The following is a 24,821-nucleotide window of genomic DNA, read 5'->3' on the forward strand; positions in this document are numbered from 1 at the left end:
GACGGGGTGGTCAATCTCATGACACAATCAAGGCTATATGACACAAAGTGTCATTAGCAAGAAAAAACTTGCCCATGGCATTGGGAAAATCGCGTCACATGTCTATCCGATTGAAATTGTTGAGAAAAAAACTGGGTATTACCCTGGATGCGCTGGCTGAGATGTCGGGCATGACCAAGAGTTACCTGTCCAAGGTCGAGCGCGGGCTGAACACCCCGTCGATAGCGGCTGCGTTGAAGCTGGCGCGTGCCTTGAACGTCAATGTCGAGGAGCTGTTTGCCGAAGACCAGCCAGGCCAGGCCCGCTACAGCCTGGTGCGCAACCACGAACGTCAGGCGGTAGCGGGGCCGGGGCCAGGTTATACGGTGCTGACCAAGCAGATCGGCAGCCGCAGCCTGTTGCCCTTCATCATCAGCCCGCCGCCCGAGTTCAGCGATGCTTCGTTCAAGGAGCACCTGGGCGAGGAGTTCCTGTTCGTCCATGAGGGGCAGGTAGAGGTCGACTTCATGAACGAGCGGGTGATCCTCGAACGTGGGGATGCGCTGTATTTCAACGCTCAGACCCCACACCGCCTGCGCTCGCTGGGTGAAGTACAGGCCCAGTTGCTGGTGGTGGTGCACGACGCCGAGGGCTGATGCCAATGCGCGCAAACTCCCGATTCTGGCGTGACCCGGCGCTGCCTTTCATCGAGGCGCGCAGCGTCGCCGATGGCCGCAAGGTCTGCTACGCGGCGCATTCGCACGAGAGTTTTTCGATTGGCGCAATCACGGCGGGGCGCAGTACCTACCTCAGTGGCGACAGCCATCAGAACGTGGCCGCCGGTACCGTGGTGCTGATGAACCCAGGGGTGGTGCATACCTGCAATCCCATCGACGGTGAGCCCTGGTCCTACCTGATGCTGTATGTCGACTGGTCCTGGTTGCAGGCCCTCGGGTTCTCAGCGCCAACGGCGATCAGCAGCACGTTGGCGGCGCTGTTCGACGATCTGCGGCAGTTGTTCCATCTGCTGCTGGATGAGCAGCAACCGGCCGCTGGCAAAGAGGCAGCCTTACGGGTGTTTTTCCGCGGATTGAGCCAGCACCTGGGGGCTGGCGAGCAACCGGCGACCAAGGCTGACCAGCGGCTGCTGGCGGCTGCGGCATTCATTCGCGGCCATTGCACCGAGCCATTGCGCCTGGAGGACATCAGCCAGGCTGCCGGGCTGTCTACGTCCTACCTGATCCGGGCGTTCAAGCAGCAGTTTGGCCTGACGCCCCATGGTTACCTGCTCGACCAGCGCGTGCAATACGCCCGCGCTCAGTTGCGGCGCGGCCGGCAGATCGCCGTGGTCGCCATGGAGGCCGGTTTTGCCGATCAGGCGCATTTGCAGCGCGCCTTCAAACGCCACCTGGCGGCGACGCCGGGGCATTACCGTTCAGCCCAGTAGCAGGTACAGGGCGCTGGCCACCAGCAGCAGTGCCAGGCTGCGGTTGAACAGGCGCATGCGCTGCGGATTGTTGAGGTACTGACTGATCACGCTGCCAGCCCAGGCCCAGGTGGCGATCGACAGATAGCAGATGACGAAATAGACAGCGCTGAATTGCCATAACAGCCGGGTTTCGCCATCGCCGACATAGGCGCCAATCCCGGCCACGCAGGCCAGCCAGGCTTTCGGGTTGAGCCACTGCAGGGTGGCGCCGGCAAGCATCGAAGGTGCGGCCTCGTGGCTGGCCGAACCCAGTTGGCCATTGTCCCAGGCCAGTTTCCAGGCCATGTACAGCAAAAACAGCACGCCTGCCCAGTGCAGTATCTGGGTCAGGGCCGGCCAGTAGCGCAGCAGTTGGTGCAGGCCGAGGCCAATCAGCAACAGCAGCAGGGTAAAACCCACTGTTGCTCCGGTGACATGCCGCAGGCTGGCGCGCAGGCCGTGGCGGGCACCGGCGCCAAGGGCGACGATATTGACCGGGCCGGGTGAGATAGAAGCGGCCAGCGCAAAGGCGGCCATTGATAGCATCAGGCTCATGGGAAGTTCATCCAGAACAGGGGAGACCGGCACAGCCTACGGCTCGGCAAACCCTCGGGTATTGAAGAAAATTACCCAACACAGGCAATACGCTCACCGCTCACCGGCAGGAGCGGGCTTGCCCTGCGATTTACAGAATTTGAAATAGTTTCATGCTGTGAGAAAAGCCTGCTGCAATTGTAGGATCACATCCCCAATTGATTTCAGGTTGATATGACTTCGTTCTCGGAGCCTCCCAGTACCCGGCCGTCCCGGCCATTCTCCCGTCTTTGTGACGTTTTCCGTCCGTTCTCGCACATGAGTGATCGCCCATGGAATGGCTAGCCGACCCCACGGCCTGGCTGGGCCTTGCCACGCTGATTGTGCTGGAACTGGTACTGGGTATCGATAACCTGGTGTTCATCGCCATCCTCGCCGATAAACTGCCGCCCCATCAGCGCGACCGTGCGCGGGTGATCGGCCTGTCGCTGGCGCTGATCATGCGCCTGGGCCTGCTGGCCAGTATCTCGTGGATGGTGACCCTCACTGCGCCGCTGTTCGAGGTGTTCGACAAGAGCTTCTCCGGACGCGACCTGATCATGCTGTTCGGTGGTGTGTTCCTGTTGTTCAAGGCGACCATGGAACTGCACGAGCGCCTGGAAGGCCACGTTGCGCAAAACACCGGCAGCGTGCGTCACGCCGCGTTCTGGCCGATCGTCGCGCAGATCGTGGTGCTTGATGCGGTGTTCTCCCTGGACGCGGTCATCACCGCCGTGGGTATGGTCGAAGAATTGTCGATCATGATGATCGCCGTGATCTTCTCCATCGGCATCATGATCGTTGCCAGCAAGCCGTTGACCCGTTTCGTCAACAATCACCCGACGGTGATCATGCTGTGCCTGGGTTTCTTGATGATGATCGGCTTCAGCCTCACCGCCGAGGGCCTGGGCTTCCATATTCCGAAAGGCTACCTGTATGCCGCCATCGGTTTCTCGATCCTCATCGAGCTGTTCAACCAGCTGGCCCGTGCCCGCCGCAAGCGGAGCCTGCAGCAACACCGTCCGCTGCGCGAACGCACCGCCCACGCGGTAATGCGCCTGCTGGGCGGGCGCCGGGTCGAGGCCGACGACGTCGGCGAGGAGATTGCCGATCTGGTCGAGGGTGGCGAAGAGCAGGTGCTGTTCGACCGCCGCGAGCGGGTGATGATCAGCGGCGTACTGAACCTGGCCGAGCGGCCGGTCAAGACCGTGATGACGGTACGTGCCAAGGTCGATACCATCGACCTGGCGCAGCCGGCTGAAGCAATTCGTACCGCGCTGATGCATTCGTCCTACTCGCGCCTGCCGCTGATTCGTGACGGCCGCATCGAAGAACCCTTGGGCTTCGTGCACAAGAAGGAACTGCTCAAGGAGTTGTTGGCCGGTAATCAGCCGGACCTGGAGAGCCTCGCCCGGGCGCCGCTGAACCTGCTGGAGAGTTTCAGCATCCTCAACGCCCTGGAGCAGATGCGCGGCCAGTCGACGCACATTGCCTTCGTGGTCAACGAGTTCGGTGATTTCACCGGGGTGCTGACCATGACCGATATCCTCGAGTCCATCGCCGGTGAATTGCCCGATGCCAGTGAAGTGGAGGGGCCGGGGATCGTCGAAGACGAGCAGGGCTTTGTCGTCAGCGGCGCCCTGAACCTCAGCCAGATCCAGGCGCGCACCGGTTTTGCCGCCAAGCCCACGGAGGACTACCAGACCCTCGCCGGCCTGGTCATGAGTCTGCTTGACCGCTTGCCGATGGTCGGCGACAGCCTGGTGTGGGACAACTGGAAGATGACTGTGGTCGCGGTGGAGGAAAGACGGGTGCGCCAGGTGCGCCTTACACCGAGCGCCGCCGTTGACGCAGCAGGTGCCTGACGCCTTCAGCGATCAGCACCAGCACCGCCAGCCAGATCGGCAGGTAAGTCAGCCACTGGTCGGGGCCGATGGTCTCGCCCAGGAGCAGGGCCACGGCCACCAGCAGCACCGGTTCGACATAGCTGAGCAGGCCGAACAGGCTGAAGGCCAGCAGGCGGCTGGCCAGTACATAACAGATCAGCGCCAGTGCGCTGATCACCCCAAGCAGTGGAATCAGGCCGTACAACCCCGGATGTTCGGCCAGGTCCTGGGCCGACAGCGGGCCCTGGATGACAAAGTACAGCGCCGCTGGCAGCAGCAGGCACATGTCGGCCCACAGCCCGCCAAGATGGTCAGTGCCACATTTGCGCCGCAGCACGAAGTACAACGGATAGCCACCGGCCACCAACAGGGTTTCCCAGGCAAAACTGCCATGTTGGTAAAGCTCATGACCGACGCCGGTGATCGCACAGGCCACCGCCACTTTCTGCAGTCGCGACAGGCGTTCTCCATAGATCAGGCGGCCGGTCAGAACCATGGTCAGCGGCAAGAGGAAATAGCCCAGCGATACTTCCAGGCTGCGCCCGTGCAACGGCGCCCAGAGGAACAGCCAGAGCTGCACGCCCATCAGCGACGAAGTCCCCAGCAGGCCGAGCAACAGCAGCGGTGTGCGCCGCACCCGTGCGAGCAAGCCGGTGACCAGCGGCCAGTCGCGGGTAAACAGCATGAACAGGGTGACGCACGGCAGGGTCAGGAGCATGCGCCAGCCGAACACCTCCTCGCCGTCGAGCGGGGTGAGCAGCGAGGTGTAGTAGTACATCACGGCAAACAGGAACGACGCCGTGACCGATGTAATGATGCCTTTTGACACAAATGCCTCGGTTGCAGAAGAAAACAGAGCGGGTAACCCGCGATGATCTCAGGCCGCAGGCCTAACCGGCAACCTCCGCCACCTGCGACGCGGGTTCGGCCTGGGCCGCCAGGGCGGCGACAAAACCCTCGATCGGCATGGGCCGGGCGAACAGGTAACCCTGCTGGAAATCGACATTGTGGTGCGCCAGGTAATCGCGCTGGGTTTCGTTTTCGACGCCTTCTGCGACGATGCCCAGTTCAAGCTTGGCCGACAGTTCGATGATGCTGTCGAGAATATGCAATGACAGGGCATCGACCCCGATCAGGGCGACGAAGCTCTGGTCGATCTTCAGGTAGTCGACCTTGAACTGGCGCAGGTAGCTGAGGCTGGACTGGCCGGTGCCGAAGTCGTCGATGGCAATCATTACCCCCAGTTCGTGCAGCTTGGCGAACAGGTCCTGGGTGACTTCGCTGGGGGCGATCAGCTTGCGTTCGGTCAGTTCCAGGGTCAGCAGCACGCGCCCGGGCGGGAAGGCGGCGAGAAAGTCCCGGCAGTCGTCGTACAGGGCCAGGTCCTGGCAATGATCGGCGGTGATGTTGATGCCGACATGAAAACCGTCCTCCATCAGCGCCGCATGGGGCGCCAGCAGTTCGGCGGTGCGGCGCATGAGGATGCGCGTCATCGGCACGATCTGGCCGCTGTGCTCGGCGTAGGGGATGAACAGGTCGGGGCGTACCAGGCCTTCGCGCGGGTGCTGCCAGCGCATCAGCACTTCGGCGCCGGCCCAGCGATAGTCGCCCTTGCGCACCACTGGCTGGAAGTACGGCAAAAATTCGTTGGCTTCCATGGCCCGCTGCAACTCGGCCCGTGGCGAACTGGCGCGACGCAGCATCCAGCGGCACACGGCGCCGGCAATCACCCCGAGAAACACCAGCAAGCCGAACAGGGCAGGGTATTCATCGCGCATCACCTGGCCGACCTTGCCCGCTTCATAACCGCTGTGGATCGAGAAAGGGTAGTAGCTGGAGGTGAGCCGCACCGGCGCCACCGCGGCGGCGGGGGCGATACCTTCATGCACCAGGCCGTCCTTGCCCATCCAGTAACGGCCCACCTGCAGCAACAACCGGGTGTGCGGGCCGATCAGGCGCAGGGCGGTGAGCAGGTGGTCGCCATCGACGGTGCTGATGGCGCCGCGCTCGCCTTCGCTGACCCGATACACCAGCAGCGGATGGCCCGGGGTCACCGAGTTGCCGTTCATCAGCCAGAGTTTGCCGTCGACATAGTCGCTGGCATTGACCGGTTCGCTGTACGGGCCGAACAGCGAACTGCAATACAGCTCGTTGCGGTAGACCAGGTTGGTGGAGCGCACGAAGGAGCGGCGGGTGACCTGGTCGCGCAGGGCCAGTTTTTCTTCCATGCACGGCAGCCCGGCCAGTGGCAGCAGCGATTGCGCCGCGCCGGAGATGTTGTCCAGGATCAGCTCGACCTGGGCCACCACATGCTGTGCGGTGGCGCTGCTGCGGGCCTCGAGCTCGCGCTCGGCTTGCCAGAACATGATCACCAGGCCGCACAGCACCGGTACCGCGCCGACGGCCCAGGGCAGCAGGGCACGCAAGGTCCAGCGTCCGGGGCGTTTTACCGTGAAAGGCATGGCGGCTAACCTGTACTGGCGGAGAAGGAAAACGGCTGTGCGCCTAGGATAGCCGTTCGTCGGCCGTCGGGCGTCAACTTAAGTGCGGACAAATCGGTTTACGCACTGTAGAATCCCGTTACGCATACAATAATAAGGTTCTCCACCTTCGGGGAATCAACCCGCCGAGAATGGGTCCATATGAAGTGTCATGGGTTCAAGCTGATCTATGGTGACTTCCTCGCCAGAAGTGTGAGGGGCATCTCTTGCGCGCCACCACGCCTGCTCGACATCGATAGCAATTAACAACCGTTATTTACCCGCTTTGATGATGAGGAAACGAGCATGGCTGATATCTTTGAAAACCCGATGGGCCTGATGGGCTTTGAATTCATCGAGTTCGCATCGCCGACCCCGGGCGCCCTGGAACCGATCTTCCAGATCATGGGTTTCACCAAGGTGGCTACCCACCGTTCCAAGGACGTGCACCTGTACCGCCAGGGCGGTATCAACCTGATCCTGAACAACGAACCGAAAAGCGTCGCTTCGTACTTTGCCGCCGAGCATGGCCCTTCGGTATGCGGCATGGCCTTCCGTGTGCGTAACGCCCACGAAGCCTATGCCCGCGCCCTGGAACTGGGGGCCCAGCCGGTGGAAATCGAAACCGGTCCGATGGAGCTGCGTCTGCCGGCGATCAAAGGTATCGGTGGTGCGCCGCTGTACCTGATCGACCGCTTTGAAGAAGGCAGCTCGATCTATGACATCGACTTCAACTTCATTGAGGGCGTTGATCGTCATCCAGTCGGTGCCGGCCTCAAGATCATCGATCACCTGACCCACAACGTTTACCGCGGGCGCATGGCCTACTGGGCCGGTTTCTACGAGAAACTGTTCAACTTCCGCGAGATCCGTTACTTCGACATCAAGGGTGAGTACACCGGCCTGACCTCCAAGGCCATGACCGCACCTGACGGCATGATCCGAATCCCGCTGAACGAGGAATCGTCCAAGGGTGCCGGGCAGATCGAAGAGTTCCTCATGCAGTTCAATGGCGAGGGCATCCAGCACGTGGCCTTCCTCAGCGACAACCTGCTCGAGAGCTGGGACGCCCTGAAAAAACTCGGCATGCGCTTCATGACCGCGCCGCCGGAGACCTACTACGAGATGCTCGAAGGCCGTCTGCCGGGTCACGGCGAGCCGGTCGGCGAGCTGCAGGCCCGTGGCATCCTGCTTGACGGCTCCTCCGAGTCCGGTGACAAGCGCCTGCTGCTGCAGATCTTCTCGGAAACCCTGATGGGCCCGGTGTTCTTCGAGTTCATCCAGCGCAAGGGTGACGATGGCTTCGGTGAAGGCAACTTCAAGGCCCTGTTCGAGTCGATCGAGCGAGACCAGGTGCGTCGCGGTGTTCTGAGCACTGACTGATCTGCATCGCTACTGAAAAGGCCATTGGGCGTATGCTCAATGGCCTTTTTTTTTAGGTTCTCCACGGAATCCCGGAGGCTATGATTCTTCGGTTGGGTTGGGATGTTGAGGCTGCGGGCTTATCCATTCGCTGTGGCGCTGCTGCTGGCCCCTTCCGCCCTTACGGCGGCCTACTTTTCTCTTGGGAAAAGGTAGGCAAAACCGCTCGCTCCTGCATACGGCCCTACGCTGCGCTTCGGGTCCCCTCGCTACGGCACCTTCGCTCGGCCTCCTGAAGTCGCCTTTCGCGGCGCCTGGAAGTACGTGCATGAACATCAAGATCAAGATCAAGATCAAGACCAAGCAAGTTGGTACTCGTTTTACCAGCGGGCTTGTCCCGCTCCTGCGTCAGCATGGCTGCGCCAACATCTGATTTCACAGATACGTCAGTGCAGGCGCCGCCCGTAACTTCGCGACTTCAGGAGGCACCGTAGCGAAGGAACCCGGAGCGCAGCGTAGGGCCGTATGCTGGAGCGAGCGGTTTTGGTTCCTTTTGCCAAGACAAAAGGGACCCGCCGTAAGGGCGAAAGGGGCCGGCAGCGGCGCCACAGCGAATGGATAAGCCCGCAGCCGTAGCCTCAACATCCCAACCCAAGGCTCATAGCCCCGGGATTCCGTGAAGGGCTTTTTTATGCAGGCGTTCAAACGGTAGGAGGCGCAGGTGTGCGGCGTCTACGGAACAAGCCCCAGTACGCCACCGCCGCCGTAATGATGCCAACCAGCAGCAATGACGGCGCGGTTGAAGCCGAGGCCTGGCGGATCATTCGCCAGGTATGGCCATGCGGGTAGCCAGCGTGCACCGTGTAGCCATATTTCTCGGAGACCAGGCGCTGCGAGTCCTCGGCATGGTTGGGTATTTGTGATTCGATGCCACTGCCGGTTGCCCAGAGGTAGTCGGAGCCGAACTGCAGGGCCAGCACGATGGAGTTTTTGAAGCCCAGCAATTCGGCTTGCAAACTGCGGGCATCGTTGAGGGCGATGACGCCAAAAGGGTATTCCTGTATGCGGTAATGCAATACAGGAACGTCTGGCGTGACGACGTTGCGCAGATCCAGGCGCAGGCGCTGGTTGAGGTATTCACCGGGGTCGATCTGCCTGTCAACGTTACCGAGCAGGGAGCTACAGTAGCCTCGGTTCTCTCTGACCAGCACCAGCGAGCGCACGTTGGGTTGCTTGAAGGCTTCCTGACGCAGGGCAGGCAGGACCTCCTCGCACGTTCGCCCAGCCAGCCCCAGCACTGATCCGCTGGCGCCGTGCAGGGTATCGATTACCCGGTCAATGGCATAAACGGCCTCAACAGCAGACACTTTGGCGGTTTCTTCCTGCTTGCGCTCAACCTGCAGTGCCAGCACCAGAAGGCCACAGGCCACAGGCGCCAGGCCGATCAGCAGGGTTATCAGAAACTCGAGCAAACTGCGGCCGGCAAGACGGGATGGAGCCATGATTGCACCTCTATGCTGAACGAGAACCCGATCTTCCTGGTCGGGTGATACTCGCCAGCATAAAGAGTGCAATCAGCGGCGGCTGTAGGCCACGTTTACCGTAGATGAAGTACCAATCGGCAATCCGGGTAAGCGCCTCAACGCTTTTTCAGCGCGGCCACTACCAGGTCAGCCACCACGCCAGCGGAGGCGGGGTTCTGACCGGTGATCAAGCGTCCCTCTTTCTGGTCGGCAATGGCGAAGGGCAGCCACGGCTCCTCAGCCTTGAGATACAGCCCGCCACGGGCTTTGAGCTCGGTTTCGGTCAGATAAGGTACGACCTTGTCCAGTTCAGCCAGTTTCTCTTCAGTGTCGGAAAAGCCGGTGACTTCGCGGTCCTTGACCAGCAAGGTGTTGTCACTGAGCTTGATGTTGAGCAGGCCGACCGCGCCATGACACACCGATGCCACCACGCCACCGGCCTCGAAGATGCGCCGGGCCAGGTCCTGCAGTTCGGTGTTGTCGGGAAAGTCCCAGATGACACCGTGACCGCCGGTATAGTAGATGACGCTGTAATCCTGGGCCTTGACCTCTCCGGGGCTGAGGGTCTTGCCCAGGCGGTTCATGAACGCCTTGTTCTGGTACCACTCCCAATCGATATCTGCGGCCATTTGCAGGCTGTGCGGGTCGATGGGTACGTAGCCGCCGCCGGGGCTCAGGTAGTCGACCTTGTAGCCAGCCTTTTCGACTTTATCGACAAAATGCACCGCTTCACCCAGCCACAGACCCGTGGCGCGCTTCAGTGTCGGGTATTTGGCCGTATTGGTCAGCACCACCAGTATTTTCTTGCTCATCGCAACGCTCCCTGTACTGGAACGGACCCGGACTGCCCGGGCCGCAGAGGAGAAACCTGTTCAGCATAGTAGCGGCTGGCATGGATGCCATTCCCGGCTGGCGATATGCTAGCCTGCGAAGATAGTCCGCAACGCTACAGGGAGTCGACCAACGGATGAGCACTATGACCCAAACCGTGGATGCGTTCATGCAGGCAGCCATCGAAGAGGCCCAACAGGGCCGTAATGAGGGCGGCATACCGATCGGTTCTGTGCTGGTGCACGACAACCGGATCATCGGACGCGGCCATAACCGCCGCGTGCAACAGGGCAGCGCGATCCTGCACGGCGAAATGGACGCCCTGGAAAACGCCGGGCGCCAGCCCGCCAGCCTCTATGCCGAGGCCACCCTGTACACCACCTTGTCGCCGTGCCCGATGTGCAGCGGGGCGATCCTGCTGTACGGCATCAAGCGCGTCATTGTTGGCGAAAACCAGACCTTCATGGGCGAGGAAGACCTGCTCAAGGCCCGTGGTGTCGACGTGCAGGTGCTGCACAATGATAACTGCGTCAAGATGATGAGCGATTTTATCCAGAAGCATCCCGAGCTCTGGAACGAAGATATCGGCGTCTAGGTCCGATTGTTCAGGCCCCCAACCGTTAGCCGAGCTCGCCCATGTCAGGATCAATGAGTGTAAAGGTTCGCAACCATGACTGGGCCAGTACGGCCCTCGGGCCTTTGCACCTGTGGCCCGCGTCATTGCGCATTGCCGTGGACATGCTGCTGGCATCGAAATTCCCCGGTTGCCTGGTCTGGGGGCCGCAATTGGTGACTATCTACAACGATGCCTTCAAGCCGATCCTCGGGGCCAAGCCTGAAGCGCTGGGGCGCGGTTTTGACGAGGTCTGGAGCGAGGCGTGGGACAGCATCGGTGCCCTGGTGTTTCGCACGCTGTCGGGCGAGGCGATCTTCATCGAGAACTTCCCGCTGATGATCAATCGCAACGGCTCGATGGAACAGACCTACTTCACGTTCTGCTACAGCCCCATCCGTGATGAGCGCGGGGCGGTGGCCGGTTTCCTCGACACGGTGATCGAGACCACCGCCAGCGTCGAAGCCGAGTTGCAGTGGCGCCACCTGACCAACACCTTCGAGCGCCAGGTGCAGGAGCGTACGGCTGACCGCAACCGGTTCTGGCAGTTGTCCAGCGATATCATGCTGGTTGTCTTGCCGGACTTGCGCATCAGCGCCGTCAATCCGGCCTGGACCCAGGTCCTGGGCTGGCACGAAGACGAGGTGCTGCAAACCTCGGTCATGACCTTGGTACACGCCGACGATCACCAGGAGGTCGTGTCGGTGGTCGAACGCCTGCGGGCCGGCCAAGGCACTGAAAATACGGTCAGCCGCTTGCGTCACAAGGACGGGCATTATCGTTGGTTCAACTGGGCTGCGGTGCCTTCGGAGCTTGGCTTTACCGCCGTTGGCAACGACATCACCCAGGAGCGCGAACGCGAAGAAACATTGCGCCACGCTGAAGAGTTGCTGCGCCAAAGCCAGAAGATGGAGGCCATCGGGCAGCTTTCCGGCGGTATGGCCCATGACTTCAACAACCTGCTGACCGGCATAAGCGGCAGCCTTGAACTGCTTGAACGGCGCATTGCCCAAGGGCACCTGGAAAACCTGCACGTCTACCTCGATGCCGCCCGCGGCGCGGCCAAGCGCGCGGCGACACTGACCCATCGACTGCTGGCTTTTTCCCGGCGCCAGGCGCTCGATCCCAAGCCTGCCTGTATCAATCAACTGGTACTGGACATCGAGCAGTTGATACAGCAGACCGTCGGTACTCATATCGATTTGCAGGTCCAGGTCGAACCTGCCCCCTGGTGGGTGCTGATCGACGCCAATCAGCTGGAGAACGCCCTGATCAACCTGTGCATCAATGCCCGCGACGCCATGAGCGCAGGCGGTTGCCTGCGCATCACTACCGGTAACGAACGGCATGAACTGCCCTCCGAAGGTGAAGACGGCCTGGCCCCCGGGGACTACTTTTCACTGCAGGTACAGGACAACGGCCATGGCATGAACGCCGATATCGTCGCGCGGGCTTTCGACCCGTTTTTCACCACCAAGCCGGTGGGGCAGGGCACCGGGCTTGGTTTGTCGATGGTCTACGGGTTCGTCCGTCAGTCGGGCGGGCGGGTATGGATCGATTCCAGTCCCGGGCAGGGTACCCGGGTGAAGATACTCCTGCCACGTTACCTGGATGAACTGCCGGAGCCTGCAGCTGGGGAGCCTTCCCGCAAGGCTTACGCGCGCGCCAAGGGTGAACGCATCCTGCTGGTCGACGACGAGAGCACCTTGCGCTTGCTGATCAAGGAGGCCCTTGAAGAAGAGGGCTTCGAAGTGTTCGAGGCGGGCGATGCCGAGGCGGCGTTGCAGCAGTTTCGCCAGTTGGGCACGGTCGACCTGCTGATCACCGATATCGGCCTGCCGCGCGGCGTCAGCGGTCGACAGCTGGCCAACGCCGTGCACACGATCCAGCCGCAGCAAAAGGTGCTGTTGATTACCGGTTTCGCAGAACAACAGGTGACCGAAGAGCAAGTGCTTGAGCCCGGTGTTGCGCTGATGACCAAGCCCTTTGCCCTGGAAGACCTTGTCCACCAGGTGCACGAGATGCTTGAAGCGGTTCAGCCGGTGCTCCTCGACCTTTCCCCGGCACTGCGCTGACTGGCCAGGCGTTCGAGCAACAGATACACCAGCGTGGCGATCAGCAGCGGCAGCAGAAAGTAGATCGCCCGGTAGCCAATCAACGCGGCAAGCAGCGTGCCTTTGCCGTAAGTCCCCTGCAGCAGGGTCAGGAACACCGTTTCCAGTACGCCCAGCCCGGCCGGGATATGGGTAATGACCCCGGCGATGCTGCTGATCATCAGCACCGCCAGCACGGTCGGGTAGTCCGCCCCTTCGGGCAGCAGGGTGAACACCACCAGCGCCATCAACGACCAGTTGCAGGCGCCCATCAGCACTTGCAGCGCAGCCAGGCGGATGCCCGGCAGGGTGATCGGGTGCTTGCGAAAGCGCCAGGTGCGGCGTGTGGCGAAGGCGCAGGCCAGCAGGTAGGCGATGGCCACCAGCAGCAACACGGCACCGATCAGGCGCAAGCCGGTGTTGCCGATCTCCATGCCGGCCGGCAACCTCGGCAGACCACAGACAAACAAGCTGCCCGCCACTGCGAAATAGCCCACCCAGTTGGTCAATAGCCCCAGGCTGAGGATTCGGGTAATGGTCGAGACCTTCAGGCCAAGGCGGGTATACAACCGGTAGCGCAGTGCAATGCCACCGACCCAGGCGCTCAGGTTGAGGTTGAAGGCATAGCACACGAACGCCAGCGGCAGCACCTGACGCGCCGGCAAGTGGTGCCCGGTGTAGTGGCGCCCGAGCAGGTCGAAGCTGCTGAACAGGGCAAAGCTGCACCACGCCACCCCGGCGGCCATGCCCAGGGTGCTCCAGTGATAGGCGGCCAGCGCTTGCCGTACCTCCTGCCAGTCGAGGTTTTTCAGCACGGTAAACAGCAGCACCGGCACCAGGATGAAAAAACCCAGGGTCAGCGCCTGGCGGGCGCGACGCCAGAGTTTCCTGTGCGGGTTCATGTCGGCTTGCCTGTTGCTTCGCTACCTTCGTACAGCGGTTTCAGGCGCGGTACATGGGCCGGCAGCCAGCCCATCAGGGCCGGGAAATGACGGATGAAATGAAAGGTCAGGAAGATCAGCGGCGCCCGCCACCAGTAGCCGCGCAGTGCCCGCTGCAGGCTGACTGCTTTGCAGCGATGGGCGGTAAGCTCCTGCAGGTGTTCATGCAGGCGGGTGTTGAAGGTCTCATCGCGGATGATCAGGTTGGCCTCAAGGTTCAGGGCCAGGCTCAAGGGGTCGAGGTTGCTTGAACCGACCGTCGACCAGTGCCGGTCAACCAGCGCCACTTTGCCGTGCAGCGGCCGTTCGCAATACTCGAAAATGCGCACGCCGTCCCTGATCAGGTAGTTGTAGAGCAAGCGTGAGCACAGCCGTACCCAGGGCATGTCGGGCATGCCCTGCAATACCAGGGTGACCCTGACGCCCCGACGGGCGGCATTGCGAATCGCCCGCAGCAGCCGGTAACCGGGAAAGAAGTAGGCGTTGGCGATGGTGATACGTTCACGGGCCGCACGCAGCGCCCTGAGGTAGTGTTGCTCGATGTCATTGGGGTGGTCCTGGTTGTCGCGAATGCACAGGGTCATGCTGGCCTGTTCGCTGTCCGGATTGATCGGCACCCGGCGTTGCCACCAGCGCCGGGTGCCCGGCCTGAGCACGCTCTGTTGTTCGAGCAAGCGAAGGGTGGCGCGCTGCAGGTCGGCGACGATCGGCCCGCGCACCTGCACGGCGTAGTCCTGTTTGGCCATCGGCCCGAAATCGGCCAGGTGATCGGCGCAGTAATTGATACCGCCGACAAAGCCGACCTCGCCATCGACCACCAGGATCTTGCGGTGCAGGCGGCGAAACAGGTTGGTGCGCATGCCCAGGCGTTTCGGGCTGGGGTCGAAGGCTTGCAAATGGACACCGGCCTCGCTGAGTTCGCGCAGGTAATCAAGGCTCAGGTCGGCGGTGCCGTAGCCATCGACCAGCATTTCGACTTTCACTCCGCGCTTGGCGGCAGCGATCAACAGTTGCTGCAACTGCTTGCCGACCTTGTCCTCATAGATGATGAAGGTCTCCAGGAGGATTTCCACCCGCGCCTGCTCGATGGCGGCAAAGGCGCTGTCGAAGTATTCCTCGCCATTGATCAGCAGTTGAACCTGGTTGTCGGGTCGCCACTGGCTGTTCACAGGTGCACCTCCACTGCCAATGGCAGGTGATCGGAAAGGTGGGTCCAGGGCTTGCGGGCCATGACCTTGGGGGCATGCGCCCGGGCGTTGCGCAGGTAGATGCGGTCCAGGCACAGCAGCGGCCAGCGCGCCGGAAAACTGCGCGCAGGGCGGCCATGAGCCTGGCTGAACACTTCATGTAACCCGCACTCGGCCAGCACCCCGTCGGCGCGCTGGCGCCAGTCGTTGAAGTCGCCGGCAACGATCACCGGGGCATCGCCGGGCAGGCTGTGCAGCAACTCGCACAGCAGGTGCAATTGCCGCCGGCGCTGACGTTCGTCCAGGCCCAGGTGCACGCAGACCGTATGCAGTTCGGTGTCCGCCGGCAAGGCCAGCACTGCATGCAGCAAGCCACGTTGTTCGCTGCCATGGACGCTGACGTCAAGATTGTCATGGCGCAGGATCGGGTACTTGGACAGCAGCGCATTGCCGTGTTCGCCTTCCGGATACACGGCGTTGCGGCCATAGGCGAACACCGGCCAGAGGCTGTCGGCGAGAAACTCGTATTGCGGCACATCCGACCAGTTGCGGTGGCGCAGGCCGTGGTGGCGATGGCTGCCGAGCACTTCCTGGAGGAACACCAGATCGGCGTCCTCGCTGCGCACCGCTTCACGCAGCTCAGGCAATACGTAATGGCGGTTCAGCGGGCTGAAACCCTTGTGGGCATTGACCGTCAGCACCCGCAACGTGTGTACCGCCGGTGCCGCGGCGAGGGGGCCGTCGGGCTGCATCTGGCTCATGGTCGGCTGCCCTTGCCGAGAATCTGCGCGACCTTGTCGGTCAACTGGGCGAATTCGAAAGGCTTGCAGATCATCTGCATGCCAGCGTCGAGGAAGCCGCCGCGGGCCACTGCGGTTTCGGCGTAGCCGGTGATGAACAGCACCTTGAGCTTGGGCCGCAACTGACGACCGATCTCTGCCAACTGGCGGCCGTTCATGCCCGGCAACCCGACGTCGCTGACCAACAGGTCGACCGGCTCCCCGGCCTGCAGGATCGCCAGGGCGATATTGGCATCTTCGGCCACCGTGCACTGGTAACCCTGCTCATCCAGCGCCTGGTGCACCAGCAGGCGAACGGTGGGGTCATCTTCGACGATCAACACGTTCTGACTGGCGGTAGCGGCGGAAGGCTGCGGTACTTCGACCTCAGACTCGAGTCGTTGTGCTGCATGCCGTGGCAGGTAAACATCGACGCGCGTGCCGTGGCCGATGCGGCTGTGCAAGGCCACGTGGCCCTGGGACTGCTTGCTGAAGCCGTACACCATCGACAACCCCAGGCCCGTGCCCTGGCCGATCGGCTTGGTGGTGAAGAACGGGTCGAAGGCGCGGTCCAGGGTGCTCTGCGGCATGCCACAGCCATTGTCATGCAGACTGATCAGCACATAGTCGCCGGCGGCCAGGGAGTGACCACCAAACAGGGTACCGTCGAGGCGCTGGTTACTGGCGCTGACGGTAAGGCGTCCGCCATTGGGCATGGCATCATGGGCATTGCTCAGCAGGTTGCCGAGTGCTTCCTGCAGTTGCACCGGGTCTGCTTCCACAGCCCATAACTCGGGCTCGATGCGTACTTGCAGCTTGATCTGTGGACCGAGCACCGACTTCAGTTGCTCTGCCGTCAACAGTGCAGCGACCTGCACCGGGTGCGCATCCAGTGACTGCCGACTGGAGAACGCCAGCAGGCGGTGGGTCATGCTGGCTGCGCGCTTGACCGCTTCCTGGCTGAGGCTGAGCAGGGCCGGCAGGGTGTCGGTGCGGCCTTGCTGCAAGCGTTTGCCGATCATTTCCAGGCTGCCGCCGATGCCGGTCAGCAAGTTGTTGAAGTCGTGGGCCACACCGCCGGCCAGTTGGCCGATGGCTTCCATTTTCTGCGACTGGCGCAGGTAATGTTCTTCCTCGCGTAACTGGCGCAGCTGCGCTTCGACCCGGTGCGTCTGACGCTCCAGTTCCTGGCTCTGGTTACGTGCCTGGTACTGTCGGCGCCGCGCGCGCAACGAGGCGTGGGTCAGGGCGAGAAGAGTGTCGGGTTCGAACGGACATTGCAGCAGGAACAGGTTGCCAAGGGCAGCGTGTCGGCTTTGCGGCGGGCTTTGACCTTGTATCGGCGGCCCCGTCAGCAGCAGCACGGGCAGGTCCGACCACAACGGCTGCTTGCCAAGGTAGAGATGCAAGGGCGAGCGGGTGCTGCCGTCCAGGCAGGTGTCGGCGATGATCGCCAGGCCTACGCCCTGTTCCAGGGCAAGCCCGAGGTCTTCCATGGTGGCGGCTTGCAGCGCCTGAATGCCGGCCTTGTCGAGCAGGCGCTGGGCCAGCTGGCTGAGCTGGGCCGGCGCCAGAATCAGCGCTCGTTCGGCATTGGCTAACGCGTTGCCCACGGGTGGTCTCCTTTGATAACGCTCAGGCAAGCACCGCCGGTGCCTGCTGTCCTCGCACTATCTCTGGACCACAGCCGTTGCGTGGGGGTTCAACCGGGTTGGCGGACGGTTGTCGGGAGCGTTCAAAGGCCTTGCTGCACCAGCGGATCGTCCGGGTTCTGCTGCTCCAGCTGGGCCAGCAGCACCTGCACATTCTGCAACTGGCCGGTTTCTTTCCAGTACTCGATCAGCAGCACCCGCGCCTTGCGGTTGGCCGGTTGCCGGGCAAGGATGGTTTCCAGCTGCTTTTGCGCGGCATCGACCTGCTCCAGCTGGTGCAGGCTGGTGGCCAGGGTGTAGCGGTAGTCGTGGTTGTCCGGTTCCAGTTCCAGGGCCCGGGCGAAGGCCAGCAGGGCGTATTCGTCCTGGCCGTGGCGCAGCAGCCAGCGCCCCAGTTCGTGTTGCAGGAAGGCAGAGTCGGGGCGCTTCTGCAGCGCTTTAGCCAACACCTGGCGTGAGGCGTCGGTCTGGCCCTGGCGCTCCAGCAGCTGGACCTGGGCGGCCAGCGCTTCGAGATTGTCCGGGGCCAGTTGCAGGGTGCGTTCCAGTGCTTGCCCGGCCTCCTGATAGCTGTTCTCGTGCAGGTACAGCTGGGCCAGGTGCAACTGGGCGCTGGCATCGTCGCTGCGCTTGGCCAGGAGCTGCTGGTACTGCTCCAGCACTTCCTGCAGCGGTCCGTAATACAGGCCGATATCGTCCGCGCTCAGCCCGAGCAGGGCATCGACCACGGCAAAGCGTACGCTTTGCTCTTCGTCATCGAGCAACGGGCCGAGCACCAGGCTGCGCTGGGTACCGGGCAGCATCGCCTGGATGCTGGCGACGGCGGCGCGGCGCACCAGCGGGTCTTCATGCTGCAGGTCGCGGTTGGCCAGTTTCAGGGCCAGGGGCGAGGGGTAATTGGGCAGTTCGGCGTACAGGCTGGCGCGGCGGATGGACGACAGGTCAGCGCGGCCCAATTGCTGGTAGAGCACCCGTGCGGCCCCAGGCTGGCCGTCATGGGCCATGGTCAGTGCCTTGGTGTAGCTGTGCTTGAGGGCCGGGGTGGGAGCAGGGCTGTCGTCACGCCAGAAATAGCCACCCAGGCCGAGGATGATGAGCAAGGTCAGGCTGATGAGCGTGTACTGGCGCTGTTTCGACATGGTGAATCCGAAGCGTGTCGCGGCTGCAAAGGGTTGAGCTTGGGTCACGAGGGCCGGTGGCGTCAAATGCAATGCGTGGTTATGCGCTGACTGCATCGCCGGCAAGGCCGGCTCCCACAAGGTCCAGCGTATGCAGCACCTGTGGGAGCTGGCCTTGCCAGCGATGGGCTGCAAAGCAGCCCCTGGAATCGTCAGACACAAAAAAGCCCCGCCAGCGTGAGCCAGCGGGGCAAAGGGCCGGTCAGAAACCAACCAAAGGAGCCGTTGAATCAGTTCGCCGCGGCCACGCTCTCGGCCTGCCAGCCGCCACCGAGGGCCTTGTAGATGGCGACGATGCCGCGGTACAGGTCCACTTCGCCCTGGGCCTGGGCATCTTCGGCGCTCAGGCGCTCGCGTTCGGCGTCGAGCAGCACCAGGTAATCGACGGTGCCTTCGCGGTAGCGAATCGAGGCCAGGTCCGCCGCCTTGCGACTGGCTTCGCTCTGGCGCAGCAGGGCCAGCAGGCGTTCCTGGCGTTTGCTGTAGTCGCTGAAGGCGTTTTCCGACTCTTCCAGGGCCAGCAGCACCTGCTGTTCATAGTTGGCCAGCGCACCCTCGGCATCGGCATTGGCACCGCGCAGGCGGGCGCGCACGCTGCCCAGGTCGAAGGCCGCCCAGGTGATGCTCGGGCCCAGGGCCCAGGCCTTGGCGGCCGAGGAGCCCAGTTGCGAGCCGCGCCCGGCGGTAAAGCCAAGGAAGCCGCTGAGGCTGACCCGTGGGAACAGGTCGGCCGTGGCCACGCCGATGTTGGCCGTGGCGGCTGCCAACTGGCGCTCGGCGCTGCGGATATCCGGGCGGCGCTTGAGCAGCTCGCCGGGGTCACCCACCGGCAAGGCCTTGGCGATGGCCGGCAACTGCGCCGGCGAGAGGTCGATGGCCAAGGCGTCCGGGCGCTGGCCAAGCAGGGTGGCGATGCGATTACGCGCCCGCACCTGTTCGGCCTGCAGTTGCGGCACGCTGGCCTCGACCGCCGCCAGGCGGGCATCGGCACGCACCACGTCAAGGTCGTTGCCGACCCCGGCGTCACGCAGGGTTACGGTGATGCCACGCGAATCCTGCTGGGTCTTGAGGTTGGCCAGGGCGATCTTCTCGCGCAACTGTGCACCGCGCAGCTGGCCATAGGCATCGACCAGTTCGGCGATCAGGCTGACCTGCAGCTGCTGCAGGTCGGCCTGCGCGGCGTCCTGCTCGGCATCGCTGGCTTCCAGTTGGCGCTGGATGCGGCCGAACAGGTCCAGTTCCCAGGCCATGTCCAGGCCCAGGTCATAGCGTTCGCTGTTGACCCGGTCCTCGGTCTGGCCAGGGACCTGGCCCTTGCCCAGGTCGGCGCTGGCACGGCTGGTCACGGTTGGCAGGGCGTCGTTGCTGACATCGTCACGGATCGCCCGCGCCGCTTTCAGGCGGGCGAAGGCCACGCGCAGTTCACGGTTGCCGTCCAGCGACTGGCTGACCAGCTTGTTGAGTACCGGGTCGTCGAACTGCTTCCACCAGATGCTTTCGAAGCGGCTGCGGTCGAACGACGCCTTGGCGCTCGGTTCATTGGCCGCGCTCAACTGCGCCGCCGCGGTGTCCGGCGCCTGGTAGTCCGGGCCTACCGCACAGGCGGCCAGGGCCAGGACCAACAGGCTCGGCATAAAGAGTTTCAGATTGCGGTTCATGCATGACTCTCCAGCTTCAGCGCACGCGCCGCTTTGCGGGCCTCGCTGCGTTCCACGTAACGGCGGATCAGGACAAAGAACACCGGCGTCAGCAGCAGACCGAAGAAGGTCACCCCGATCATCCCGGAGAACACCGCTACACCCATGGCATGACGCATTTCAGCACCGGCACCGGAAGAGAACACCAGCGGCACCACCCCCATGATGAAGGCGATCGACGTCATCAGGATCGGTCGCAGACGCAGGCGGCAGGCTTCCAGTACCGCAGCCAGCGGGTCGAGGCCTTCGGCCTGTTTATCCTTGGCAAACTCGACGATCAGGATGGCGTTCTTGCACGCCAGCCCCACCAGTACGATCAAGCCGATCTGGGTAAAGATGTTGTTGTCGCCACCGGACAGGATCACCCCGGTAATCGCCGACAGCAGGGTCATCGGTACGATCAGGATCACCGCCAGCGGCAGGCTCCAGCTTTCGTACTGGGCGGCCAGCACCAGGAAGGCCAGCAGTACGCAGAGCGGGAAGACGAACAGCGCGGTATTGCCGGAAAGGATCTGCTGGTAGGTCAGCTCGGTCCATTCGAAGGTCATGCCGTTGGGCAGTTCATCCTTGAGCAGCTTCTCGATGGCCTTTTCCGCTTGCCCGGAGCTGTAGCCCGGGGCGGCGGCGCCATTGATCTCGGCGGTGATGAAACCGTTGTAGTGCATGACTCGGTCCGGCCCCGAGGTATCGCTGACCTTGATGAAGGTCGCCAGCGGGATCATCTCGCCCTGGTTGTTGCGCACCTTCAACTGGCCGATCTGCTCGGCTTCGAGACGGAACTGCTGCTCGGCCTGGACGTTGACCTGGTAGGTGCGGCCAAAGCGGTTGAAGTCGTTGGCGTACAACGAACCCAGGTAGATCTGCAGGGTGTCGAAGATATCGCTGATGGCGACACCGTGGGTCTTGGCTTTCTCGCGGTCGATGGCGGCATCGACCTGCGGCACGTTGACCTGGTAACTGGTGAACAGCCCGGCCAGTTCCGGCACGTTGTGGCTCTTGGCGATGATGTTCTGGGTTTCCTTGTACAGCGCTTCATAACCCAGGTTGCCACGGTCTTCGATCTGCAGGCGGAAACCACCGATGGTGCCCAGCCCTTGTACCGGCGGCGGTGGGAAGATGGCGATGTAGGCGTCTTCGATACCGGCGAACTGCGCGTTCAGCGCGGCGGCAATCGCCGCGGCCGACTGGCTCGGGTCTTTACGCTCATTGAACGGCTTGAGCGGGGTAAACACGATGCCGCTGTTCGGGCTGTTGGTGAAGCCGTTGATCGACAGGCCCGGGAAGGCCACCGAGTCGGCCACGCCAGGTTGCTTGAGGGCGATCTCGCTCATCTTCTTGATCACCGCTTCCGTGCGGTCGAGGCTGGCGGCATCCGGCAGTTGCGCGAAGGCGACCAGGTACTGTTTGTCTTGCGCCGGCACGAAACCGGTCGGCGTCGAAGAAAAGCCCAGCCAGGTCATGATGATCAGGCCACCGTAGACGAACAGGGCGATGCCGCTGCTGCGGATGACCCGGCCGACCGCGCCGACGTAGCCATGGCTGGCCCGGTCGAAGAAGCGGTTGAACGGGCCGAACAGCCAGCCACCGAGCAGGCGCTCAAGCACTTTCGAGAAGCGGTCTTTCGGGGCGTGGTGCTCCTTGAGCAGTACGGCGGCCAGGGCCGGCGACAGGGTCAGGGAGTTGAACGCCGAGATCACCGTCGAGATGGCAATGGTCAGGGCGAACTGCTTGTAGAACTGCCCGGTAAGGCCGGAAATGAACGCGGCTGGCACGAACACTGCGCACAGTACCAGCGCAGTGGCGATGATCGGCCCGGTCACTTCGCCCATGGCCTTTTGCGTGGCTTCCAGCGGCTTGAGGCCCAGGCCGATATTACGCTCGACGTTCTCCACCACGACGATGGCGTCGTCCACCACGATCCCGATGGCCAGTACCAGGCCGAACAGCGACAGGGCGTTGAGCGAGAAGCCGAACAGGTGCATCACCGCAAAGGTGCCGATCAGCGACACTGGTACGGCCACCAGCGGAATGATCGAGGCGCGCCAGGTCTGCAGGAACAGGATAACGACCAGTACCACCAGGATCAGTGCTTCGAACAGGGTATGTACCACGGCTTCGATCGAACCGCGGACGAACACCGTCGGGTCATAGACGATGCTGTAGTCCATGCCTTCGGGGAAGTCCTTCTTCAGCTCGGCCATTTTCCCACGGACCTCATCGGAGATCTCGATGGCGTTGGAACCTGGGCGCTGGAAGATCGGGATGGCCACGGCCGGCTGGTTGTTGAGCAGCGAACGCAGGGCGTACTGGCTGGAGCCGAGCTCGACCCGGGCAATGTCCTTCAGGCGAGTGATTTCGCCATCGGCGCCTGAGCGGATGATGATGTTCTCGAACTCTTCTTCACTGACCAGGCGGCCCTGGGTGTTCACCGACAACTGGAAGCTGGTGGTCCCCGGTGCGGGTGGGGCACCGAGTTGACCGGCAGCCACCTGACGGTTCTGCTCGCGAATGGCCGCAACCACGTCGCTGGCCGTCAGGTTGCGCGATGCGGTCTTGTTTGGATCAAGCCAGACCCGCAGCGAATAGTCGCCCATGCCGAACAGCTGCACGTCACCGACGCCGCCCAGGCGGGCCAGTTCGTCCTTGATGTTAAGGATGGCGTAGTTGGACAGGTAGAGCATGTCGTAGCGGTTGTCCGGCGAGGTCAGGTGCACGACCATGGTCAGGTCGGGCGAAGCCTTGTCGACGGTGATGCCGATCCGCGTCACTTCCTCGGGCAGCTTGGGCTGGGTCCGGGTCACACGGTTCTGCACCTGCACCTGAGCGTTGTCCAGATCGGTGCCCAGGGCAAAGGTGATGGTCAGGGTCAGCTTGCCATCCGCGGTGGACTGGGAGGACATGTAAAGCATGTTCTCCACCCCGGTAATCGCTTGCTCAAGCGGTGCGGCGACGGTTTCGCCGATCACTTTCGGGTTGGCACCGGGGAAGTTGGCGCGCACCACCACGGTGGGCGGTACCACTTCCGGGTATTCGCTGATCGGCAGCTGGAACAGCGAGATGCTGCCGGCGATCAGGATCAACAGCGACAGCACCGCGGCGAAGATCGGCCGGGTAATAAAAAACTTGGAAAAATTCATCGGACTGATCCCTTAACCGCGCGGTGCCGAGGCACTGGCGAGTTTTACGCTGGGGGTGGCCACGGCTTTGCCCTGGACACTGGCCTCGAGCACCTGGCGTTGTTGGGCGAGGGCGGCGATGGTCGCTTCACTGGCCATCGGCGTGTCCTGCGGGTCGACCGGCGAGCCCGGGCGCACCCGTTGCAGGCCCTTGACGACGATGCGGTCATCCTTGCTCAGGCCATTGCGCACGATGCGCAGGCCTTCGAGTTTCGGCCCCAGTTCAACGGCGCGGTACGCGGCCTTGTTGTCCTTGTCCATGACCAGCACGAACTTCTTGCCAAGGTCGGTGCCCACCGCTTCGTCGTTGATCAGCACCGCCGAGTAGGTGGCGCTGCCGACCAGCTTCAGGCGTGCATACAGGCCCGGGGTGAACTGGCCGTCGGTGTTGTCGAACACTGCGCGGCCACGGATGGTGCCGGTCTTGGGGTTGACCTGGTTGTCGACGAAGTTCATCTGGCCCAGGTGCGGGTTGCCGCTTTCGTTCGACAGGCCCAGGTACACCGGGGTGCTCTGGCCGCGCTGGCCGTCGCGCGCCAGCTGGGTGTACTTGAGGTACACGCGCTCGTCGGCGTCGAAGTAGGCGTAGACCTTGTCGGTGGAGACCACGCTGGTCAGCGGCGTCACATCGGCGGTGACGATGTTGCCGGCGGTGAACTGGGCGCGGCTGACCCGGCCGCTGATCGGTGCGGTAACGCGGGTGAAGCTCAGGTTCAGGCGTGCCAGATCAAGTTGGGCCTGGATCGCGGCGACACCGGCACGCGCTTCGGCGGCGGCGCTGGTGCGCGATTCGGCCAGCTCGGCGGAAATCGCGTTGCTGCTGCGCAGGCGCTCGCCGCGCTGGGCTTCGTTTTCGCTGCGGATGGCGGTGGCGCGGGCTTGTTGCAGCTGGGCTTCGAGGCGGCGGACCTCAGCCTGGAACGGACGTGGGTCGATCTGGAACAGCAGATCGCCTTTTTTCACCTGGGCGCCTTCGGTGAAGGCCACCTGGTCGATCTGCCCGGAGACGCGCGGGCGCACCTCGACGGTTTCCGGTGCCTCCAGGCGGCCGGTGAACTCGTCCCATTCGTTGATCGGTTGTTCCAGTACCTTGGCCACGCTGACCTTGGTCGCCGCCGGCGCCTGCACGGCCTCCGGGGTGCGACCGCAGGCACTCATCACCAATACAGCCAATAGAGCAAGGGGGTAACGCAAAGGTTTGAGTGACTGTTCCATGGGGAGTCCGCCAATTTATTGATAGTGGGCGGATTCTGCGATTTGTAACTATTAACAACGAATCGAATGGCGCGAAGGTTATTATCATCGGGAATGATATGAGGGAATCGGCGGTGGCCTCATCGCTGGCAAGCCAGCTCCCACATTGGACCTGTGTATGCCGACCCTGTGGGAGCTGGCTTGCCAGC

19 protein-coding genes are annotated in these 24,821 nt (G+C 62.8%); 6 read left to right on the top strand and 13 right to left on the bottom strand.

Annotated elements, in window-relative coordinates:
- Positions 1 to 98: 98 nt before the first annotated feature.
- Positions 99 to 635, top strand: coding sequence for a helix-turn-helix domain-containing protein (locus CCOS864_RS11485; RefSeq protein ID WP_115086415.1), 537 nt, complete (start codon positions 99 to 101; stop codon positions 633 to 635).
- A 5-nt stretch (positions 636 to 640) separates the two neighbouring features.
- Positions 641 to 1,426 (top strand): helix-turn-helix transcriptional regulator, encoded by a 786-nt coding sequence (locus tag CCOS864_RS11490; RefSeq protein ID WP_115086416.1) that lies wholly within the window; start codon positions 641 to 643, stop codon positions 1,424 to 1,426.
- On the opposite strand, the gene CCOS864_RS11495 is transcribed toward CCOS864_RS11490, so the two are convergent.
- Positions 1,415 to 2,002 (bottom strand): LysE family translocator, encoded by a 588-nt coding sequence (locus CCOS864_RS11495; RefSeq protein WP_115086417.1) that lies wholly within the window; start codon positions 2,000 to 2,002, stop codon positions 1,415 to 1,417. The two genes, CCOS864_RS11490 and CCOS864_RS11495, sit on opposite strands and share 12 nt — an antisense overlap.
- 311 nt (positions 2,003 to 2,313) lie before the next feature.
- On the opposite strand from CCOS864_RS11495, the gene CCOS864_RS11500 reads away from it, so the two are divergent.
- Positions 2,314 to 3,885, top strand: coding sequence for a TerC family protein (locus tag CCOS864_RS11500; protein ID WP_115086418.1), 1,572 nt, complete (start codon positions 2,314 to 2,316; stop codon positions 3,883 to 3,885).
- On the opposite strand, the gene rarD is transcribed toward CCOS864_RS11500, so the two are convergent.
- Positions 3,848 to 4,735: an EamA family transporter RarD gene (gene rarD, locus CCOS864_RS11505; RefSeq protein WP_115086419.1), complete on the bottom strand. Its 888-nt coding sequence runs from the start codon at positions 4,733 to 4,735 to the stop codon at positions 3,848 to 3,850. The two genes, CCOS864_RS11500 and rarD, sit on opposite strands and share 38 nt — an antisense overlap.
- Positions 4,736 to 4,796: 61 nt before the next feature.
- On the bottom strand, positions 4,797 to 6,368 hold the full coding sequence (locus tag CCOS864_RS11510) for an EAL domain-containing protein (RefSeq protein ID WP_115086420.1): 1,572 nt from the start codon (positions 6,366 to 6,368) through the stop codon (positions 4,797 to 4,799).
- A 324-nt stretch (positions 6,369 to 6,692) separates the two neighbouring features.
- On the opposite strand from CCOS864_RS11510, the gene hppD reads away from it, so the two are divergent.
- Positions 6,693 to 7,769 (top strand): 4-hydroxyphenylpyruvate dioxygenase, encoded by a 1,077-nt coding sequence (gene hppD / locus CCOS864_RS11515; protein WP_115086421.1) that lies wholly within the window; start codon positions 6,693 to 6,695, stop codon positions 7,767 to 7,769.
- A 680-nt stretch (positions 7,770 to 8,449) separates the two neighbouring features.
- Here hppD and CCOS864_RS11520 read toward each other — a convergent pair.
- Positions 8,450 to 9,250, bottom strand: a complete 801-nt coding sequence (locus CCOS864_RS11520) for a CSS-motif domain-containing protein (protein ID WP_115086422.1) — start codon at positions 9,248 to 9,250, stop codon at positions 8,450 to 8,452.
- Positions 9,251 to 9,387: 137 nt separating this feature from the next.
- Positions 9,388 to 10,083: a type 1 glutamine amidotransferase domain-containing protein gene (locus CCOS864_RS11525; RefSeq protein ID WP_115086423.1), complete on the bottom strand. Its 696-nt coding sequence runs from the start codon at positions 10,081 to 10,083 to the stop codon at positions 9,388 to 9,390.
- Between the two features lie 176 nt (positions 10,084 to 10,259).
- On the opposite strand from CCOS864_RS11525, the gene CCOS864_RS11530 reads away from it, so the two are divergent.
- Both CCOS864_RS11530 and CCOS864_RS11535 read left to right on the top strand, forming a co-directional pair.
- Positions 10,260 to 10,697, top strand: a complete 438-nt coding sequence (locus CCOS864_RS11530; protein WP_115087096.1) for a nucleoside deaminase — start codon at positions 10,260 to 10,262, stop codon at positions 10,695 to 10,697.
- 53 nt (positions 10,698 to 10,750) lie between these two features.
- Entirely contained in the window at positions 10,751 to 12,790 is a 2,040-nt protein-coding gene (locus CCOS864_RS11535) for a hybrid sensor histidine kinase/response regulator (RefSeq protein ID WP_115086424.1), read from the top strand.
- Here CCOS864_RS11535 and CCOS864_RS11540 read toward each other — a convergent pair.
- The 8 genes from CCOS864_RS11540 to mexE form a co-directional block, all read right to left on the bottom strand.
- Entirely contained in the window at positions 12,751 to 13,710 is a 960-nt protein-coding gene (locus CCOS864_RS11540) for a lysylphosphatidylglycerol synthase domain-containing protein (RefSeq protein WP_115086425.1), read from the bottom strand. The two genes, CCOS864_RS11535 and CCOS864_RS11540, sit on opposite strands and share 40 nt — an antisense overlap.
- Complete coding sequence (clsB, locus tag CCOS864_RS11545; RefSeq protein ID WP_115086426.1) at positions 13,707 to 14,918, bottom strand: cardiolipin synthase ClsB; 1,212 nt, start codon at positions 14,916 to 14,918, stop codon at positions 13,707 to 13,709. Before clsB ends, CCOS864_RS11540 begins: the two co-directional genes overlap by 4 nt.
- On the bottom strand, positions 14,915 to 15,688 hold the full coding sequence (locus CCOS864_RS11550; RefSeq protein ID WP_115087097.1) for an endonuclease/exonuclease/phosphatase family protein: 774 nt from the start codon (positions 15,686 to 15,688) through the stop codon (positions 14,915 to 14,917). The genes clsB and CCOS864_RS11550 overlap by 4 nt, the downstream gene beginning before the upstream one ends.
- A gap of 5 nt (positions 15,689 to 15,693) precedes the next feature.
- The gene (locus CCOS864_RS11555; RefSeq protein WP_115086427.1) at positions 15,694 to 17,328 is read right to left on the bottom strand and encodes an ATP-binding protein; all 1,635 of its coding nucleotides are present in this window, start codon (positions 17,326 to 17,328) and stop codon (positions 15,694 to 15,696) included.
- A gap of 122 nt (positions 17,329 to 17,450) precedes the next feature.
- Positions 17,451 to 18,506 (bottom strand): tetratricopeptide repeat protein, encoded by a 1,056-nt coding sequence (locus tag CCOS864_RS11560; protein ID WP_115086428.1) that lies wholly within the window; start codon positions 18,504 to 18,506, stop codon positions 17,451 to 17,453.
- 269 nt (positions 18,507 to 18,775) lie between these two features.
- Entirely contained in the window at positions 18,776 to 20,203 is a 1,428-nt protein-coding gene (locus CCOS864_RS11565; RefSeq protein ID WP_115086429.1) for an efflux transporter outer membrane subunit, read from the bottom strand.
- Positions 20,200 to 23,379, bottom strand: coding sequence for an efflux RND transporter permease subunit (locus CCOS864_RS11570; RefSeq protein WP_115086430.1), 3,180 nt, complete (start codon positions 23,377 to 23,379; stop codon positions 20,200 to 20,202). Before CCOS864_RS11570 ends, CCOS864_RS11565 begins: the two co-directional genes overlap by 4 nt.
- A 12-nt stretch (positions 23,380 to 23,391) precedes the next feature.
- Entirely contained in the window at positions 23,392 to 24,633 is a 1,242-nt protein-coding gene (gene mexE / locus CCOS864_RS11575; protein WP_115086431.1) for a multidrug efflux RND transporter periplasmic adaptor subunit MexE, read from the bottom strand.
- Positions 24,634 to 24,821 lie beyond the last annotated feature (188 nt).

The sequence above is a fragment of the Pseudomonas wadenswilerensis genome (genome assembly GCF_900497695.1).
Taxonomy (GTDB): Bacteria; Pseudomonadota; Gammaproteobacteria; order Pseudomonadales; family Pseudomonadaceae; genus Aquipseudomonas; species Aquipseudomonas wadenswilerensis.

Bases quoted from the DNA above. Each gene is read 5' to 3' on its own strand.
- CCOS864_RS11485 (WP_115086415.1), top strand. From the start codon at position 99: ATGTCTATCCGATTGAAATTGTTGAGAAAAAAACTGGGTATTACCCTG.
- CCOS864_RS11490 (WP_115086416.1), top strand. From the start codon at position 641: ATGCGCGCAAACTCCCGATTCTGGCGTGACCCGGCGCTGCCTTTCATC.
- CCOS864_RS11495 (WP_115086417.1), bottom strand. From the start codon at position 2,002: ATGAGCCTGATGCTATCAATGGCCGCCTTTGCGCTGGCCGCTTCTATC.
- CCOS864_RS11500 (WP_115086418.1), top strand. From the start codon at position 2,314: ATGGAATGGCTAGCCGACCCCACGGCCTGGCTGGGCCTTGCCACGCTG.
- CCOS864_RS11510 (WP_115086420.1), bottom strand. From the start codon at position 6,368: ATGCCTTTCACGGTAAAACGCCCCGGACGCTGGACCTTGCGTGCCCTG.
- hppD (WP_115086421.1), top strand. From the start codon at position 6,693: ATGGCTGATATCTTTGAAAACCCGATGGGCCTGATGGGCTTTGAATTC.
- CCOS864_RS11520 (WP_115086422.1), bottom strand. From the start codon at position 9,250: ATGGCTCCATCCCGTCTTGCCGGCCGCAGTTTGCTCGAGTTTCTGATA.
- CCOS864_RS11525 (WP_115086423.1), bottom strand. From the start codon at position 10,083: ATGAGCAAGAAAATACTGGTGGTGCTGACCAATACGGCCAAATACCCG.
- CCOS864_RS11535 (WP_115086424.1), top strand. From the start codon at position 10,751: ATGAGTGTAAAGGTTCGCAACCATGACTGGGCCAGTACGGCCCTCGGG.
- CCOS864_RS11540 (WP_115086425.1), bottom strand. From the start codon at position 13,710: ATGAACCCGCACAGGAAACTCTGGCGTCGCGCCCGCCAGGCGCTGACC.
- CCOS864_RS11550 (WP_115087097.1), bottom strand. From the start codon at position 15,688: ATGCAGCCCGACGGCCCCCTCGCCGCGGCACCGGCGGTACACACGTTG.
- CCOS864_RS11560 (WP_115086428.1), bottom strand. From the start codon at position 18,506: ATGTCGAAACAGCGCCAGTACACGCTCATCAGCCTGACCTTGCTCATC.
- CCOS864_RS11565 (WP_115086429.1), bottom strand. From the start codon at position 20,203: ATGAACCGCAATCTGAAACTCTTTATGCCGAGCCTGTTGGTCCTGGCC.
- CCOS864_RS11570 (WP_115086430.1), bottom strand. From the start codon at position 23,379: ATGAATTTTTCCAAGTTTTTTATTACCCGGCCGATCTTCGCCGCGGTG.
- mexE (WP_115086431.1), bottom strand. From the start codon at position 24,633: ATGGAACAGTCACTCAAACCTTTGCGTTACCCCCTTGCTCTATTGGCT.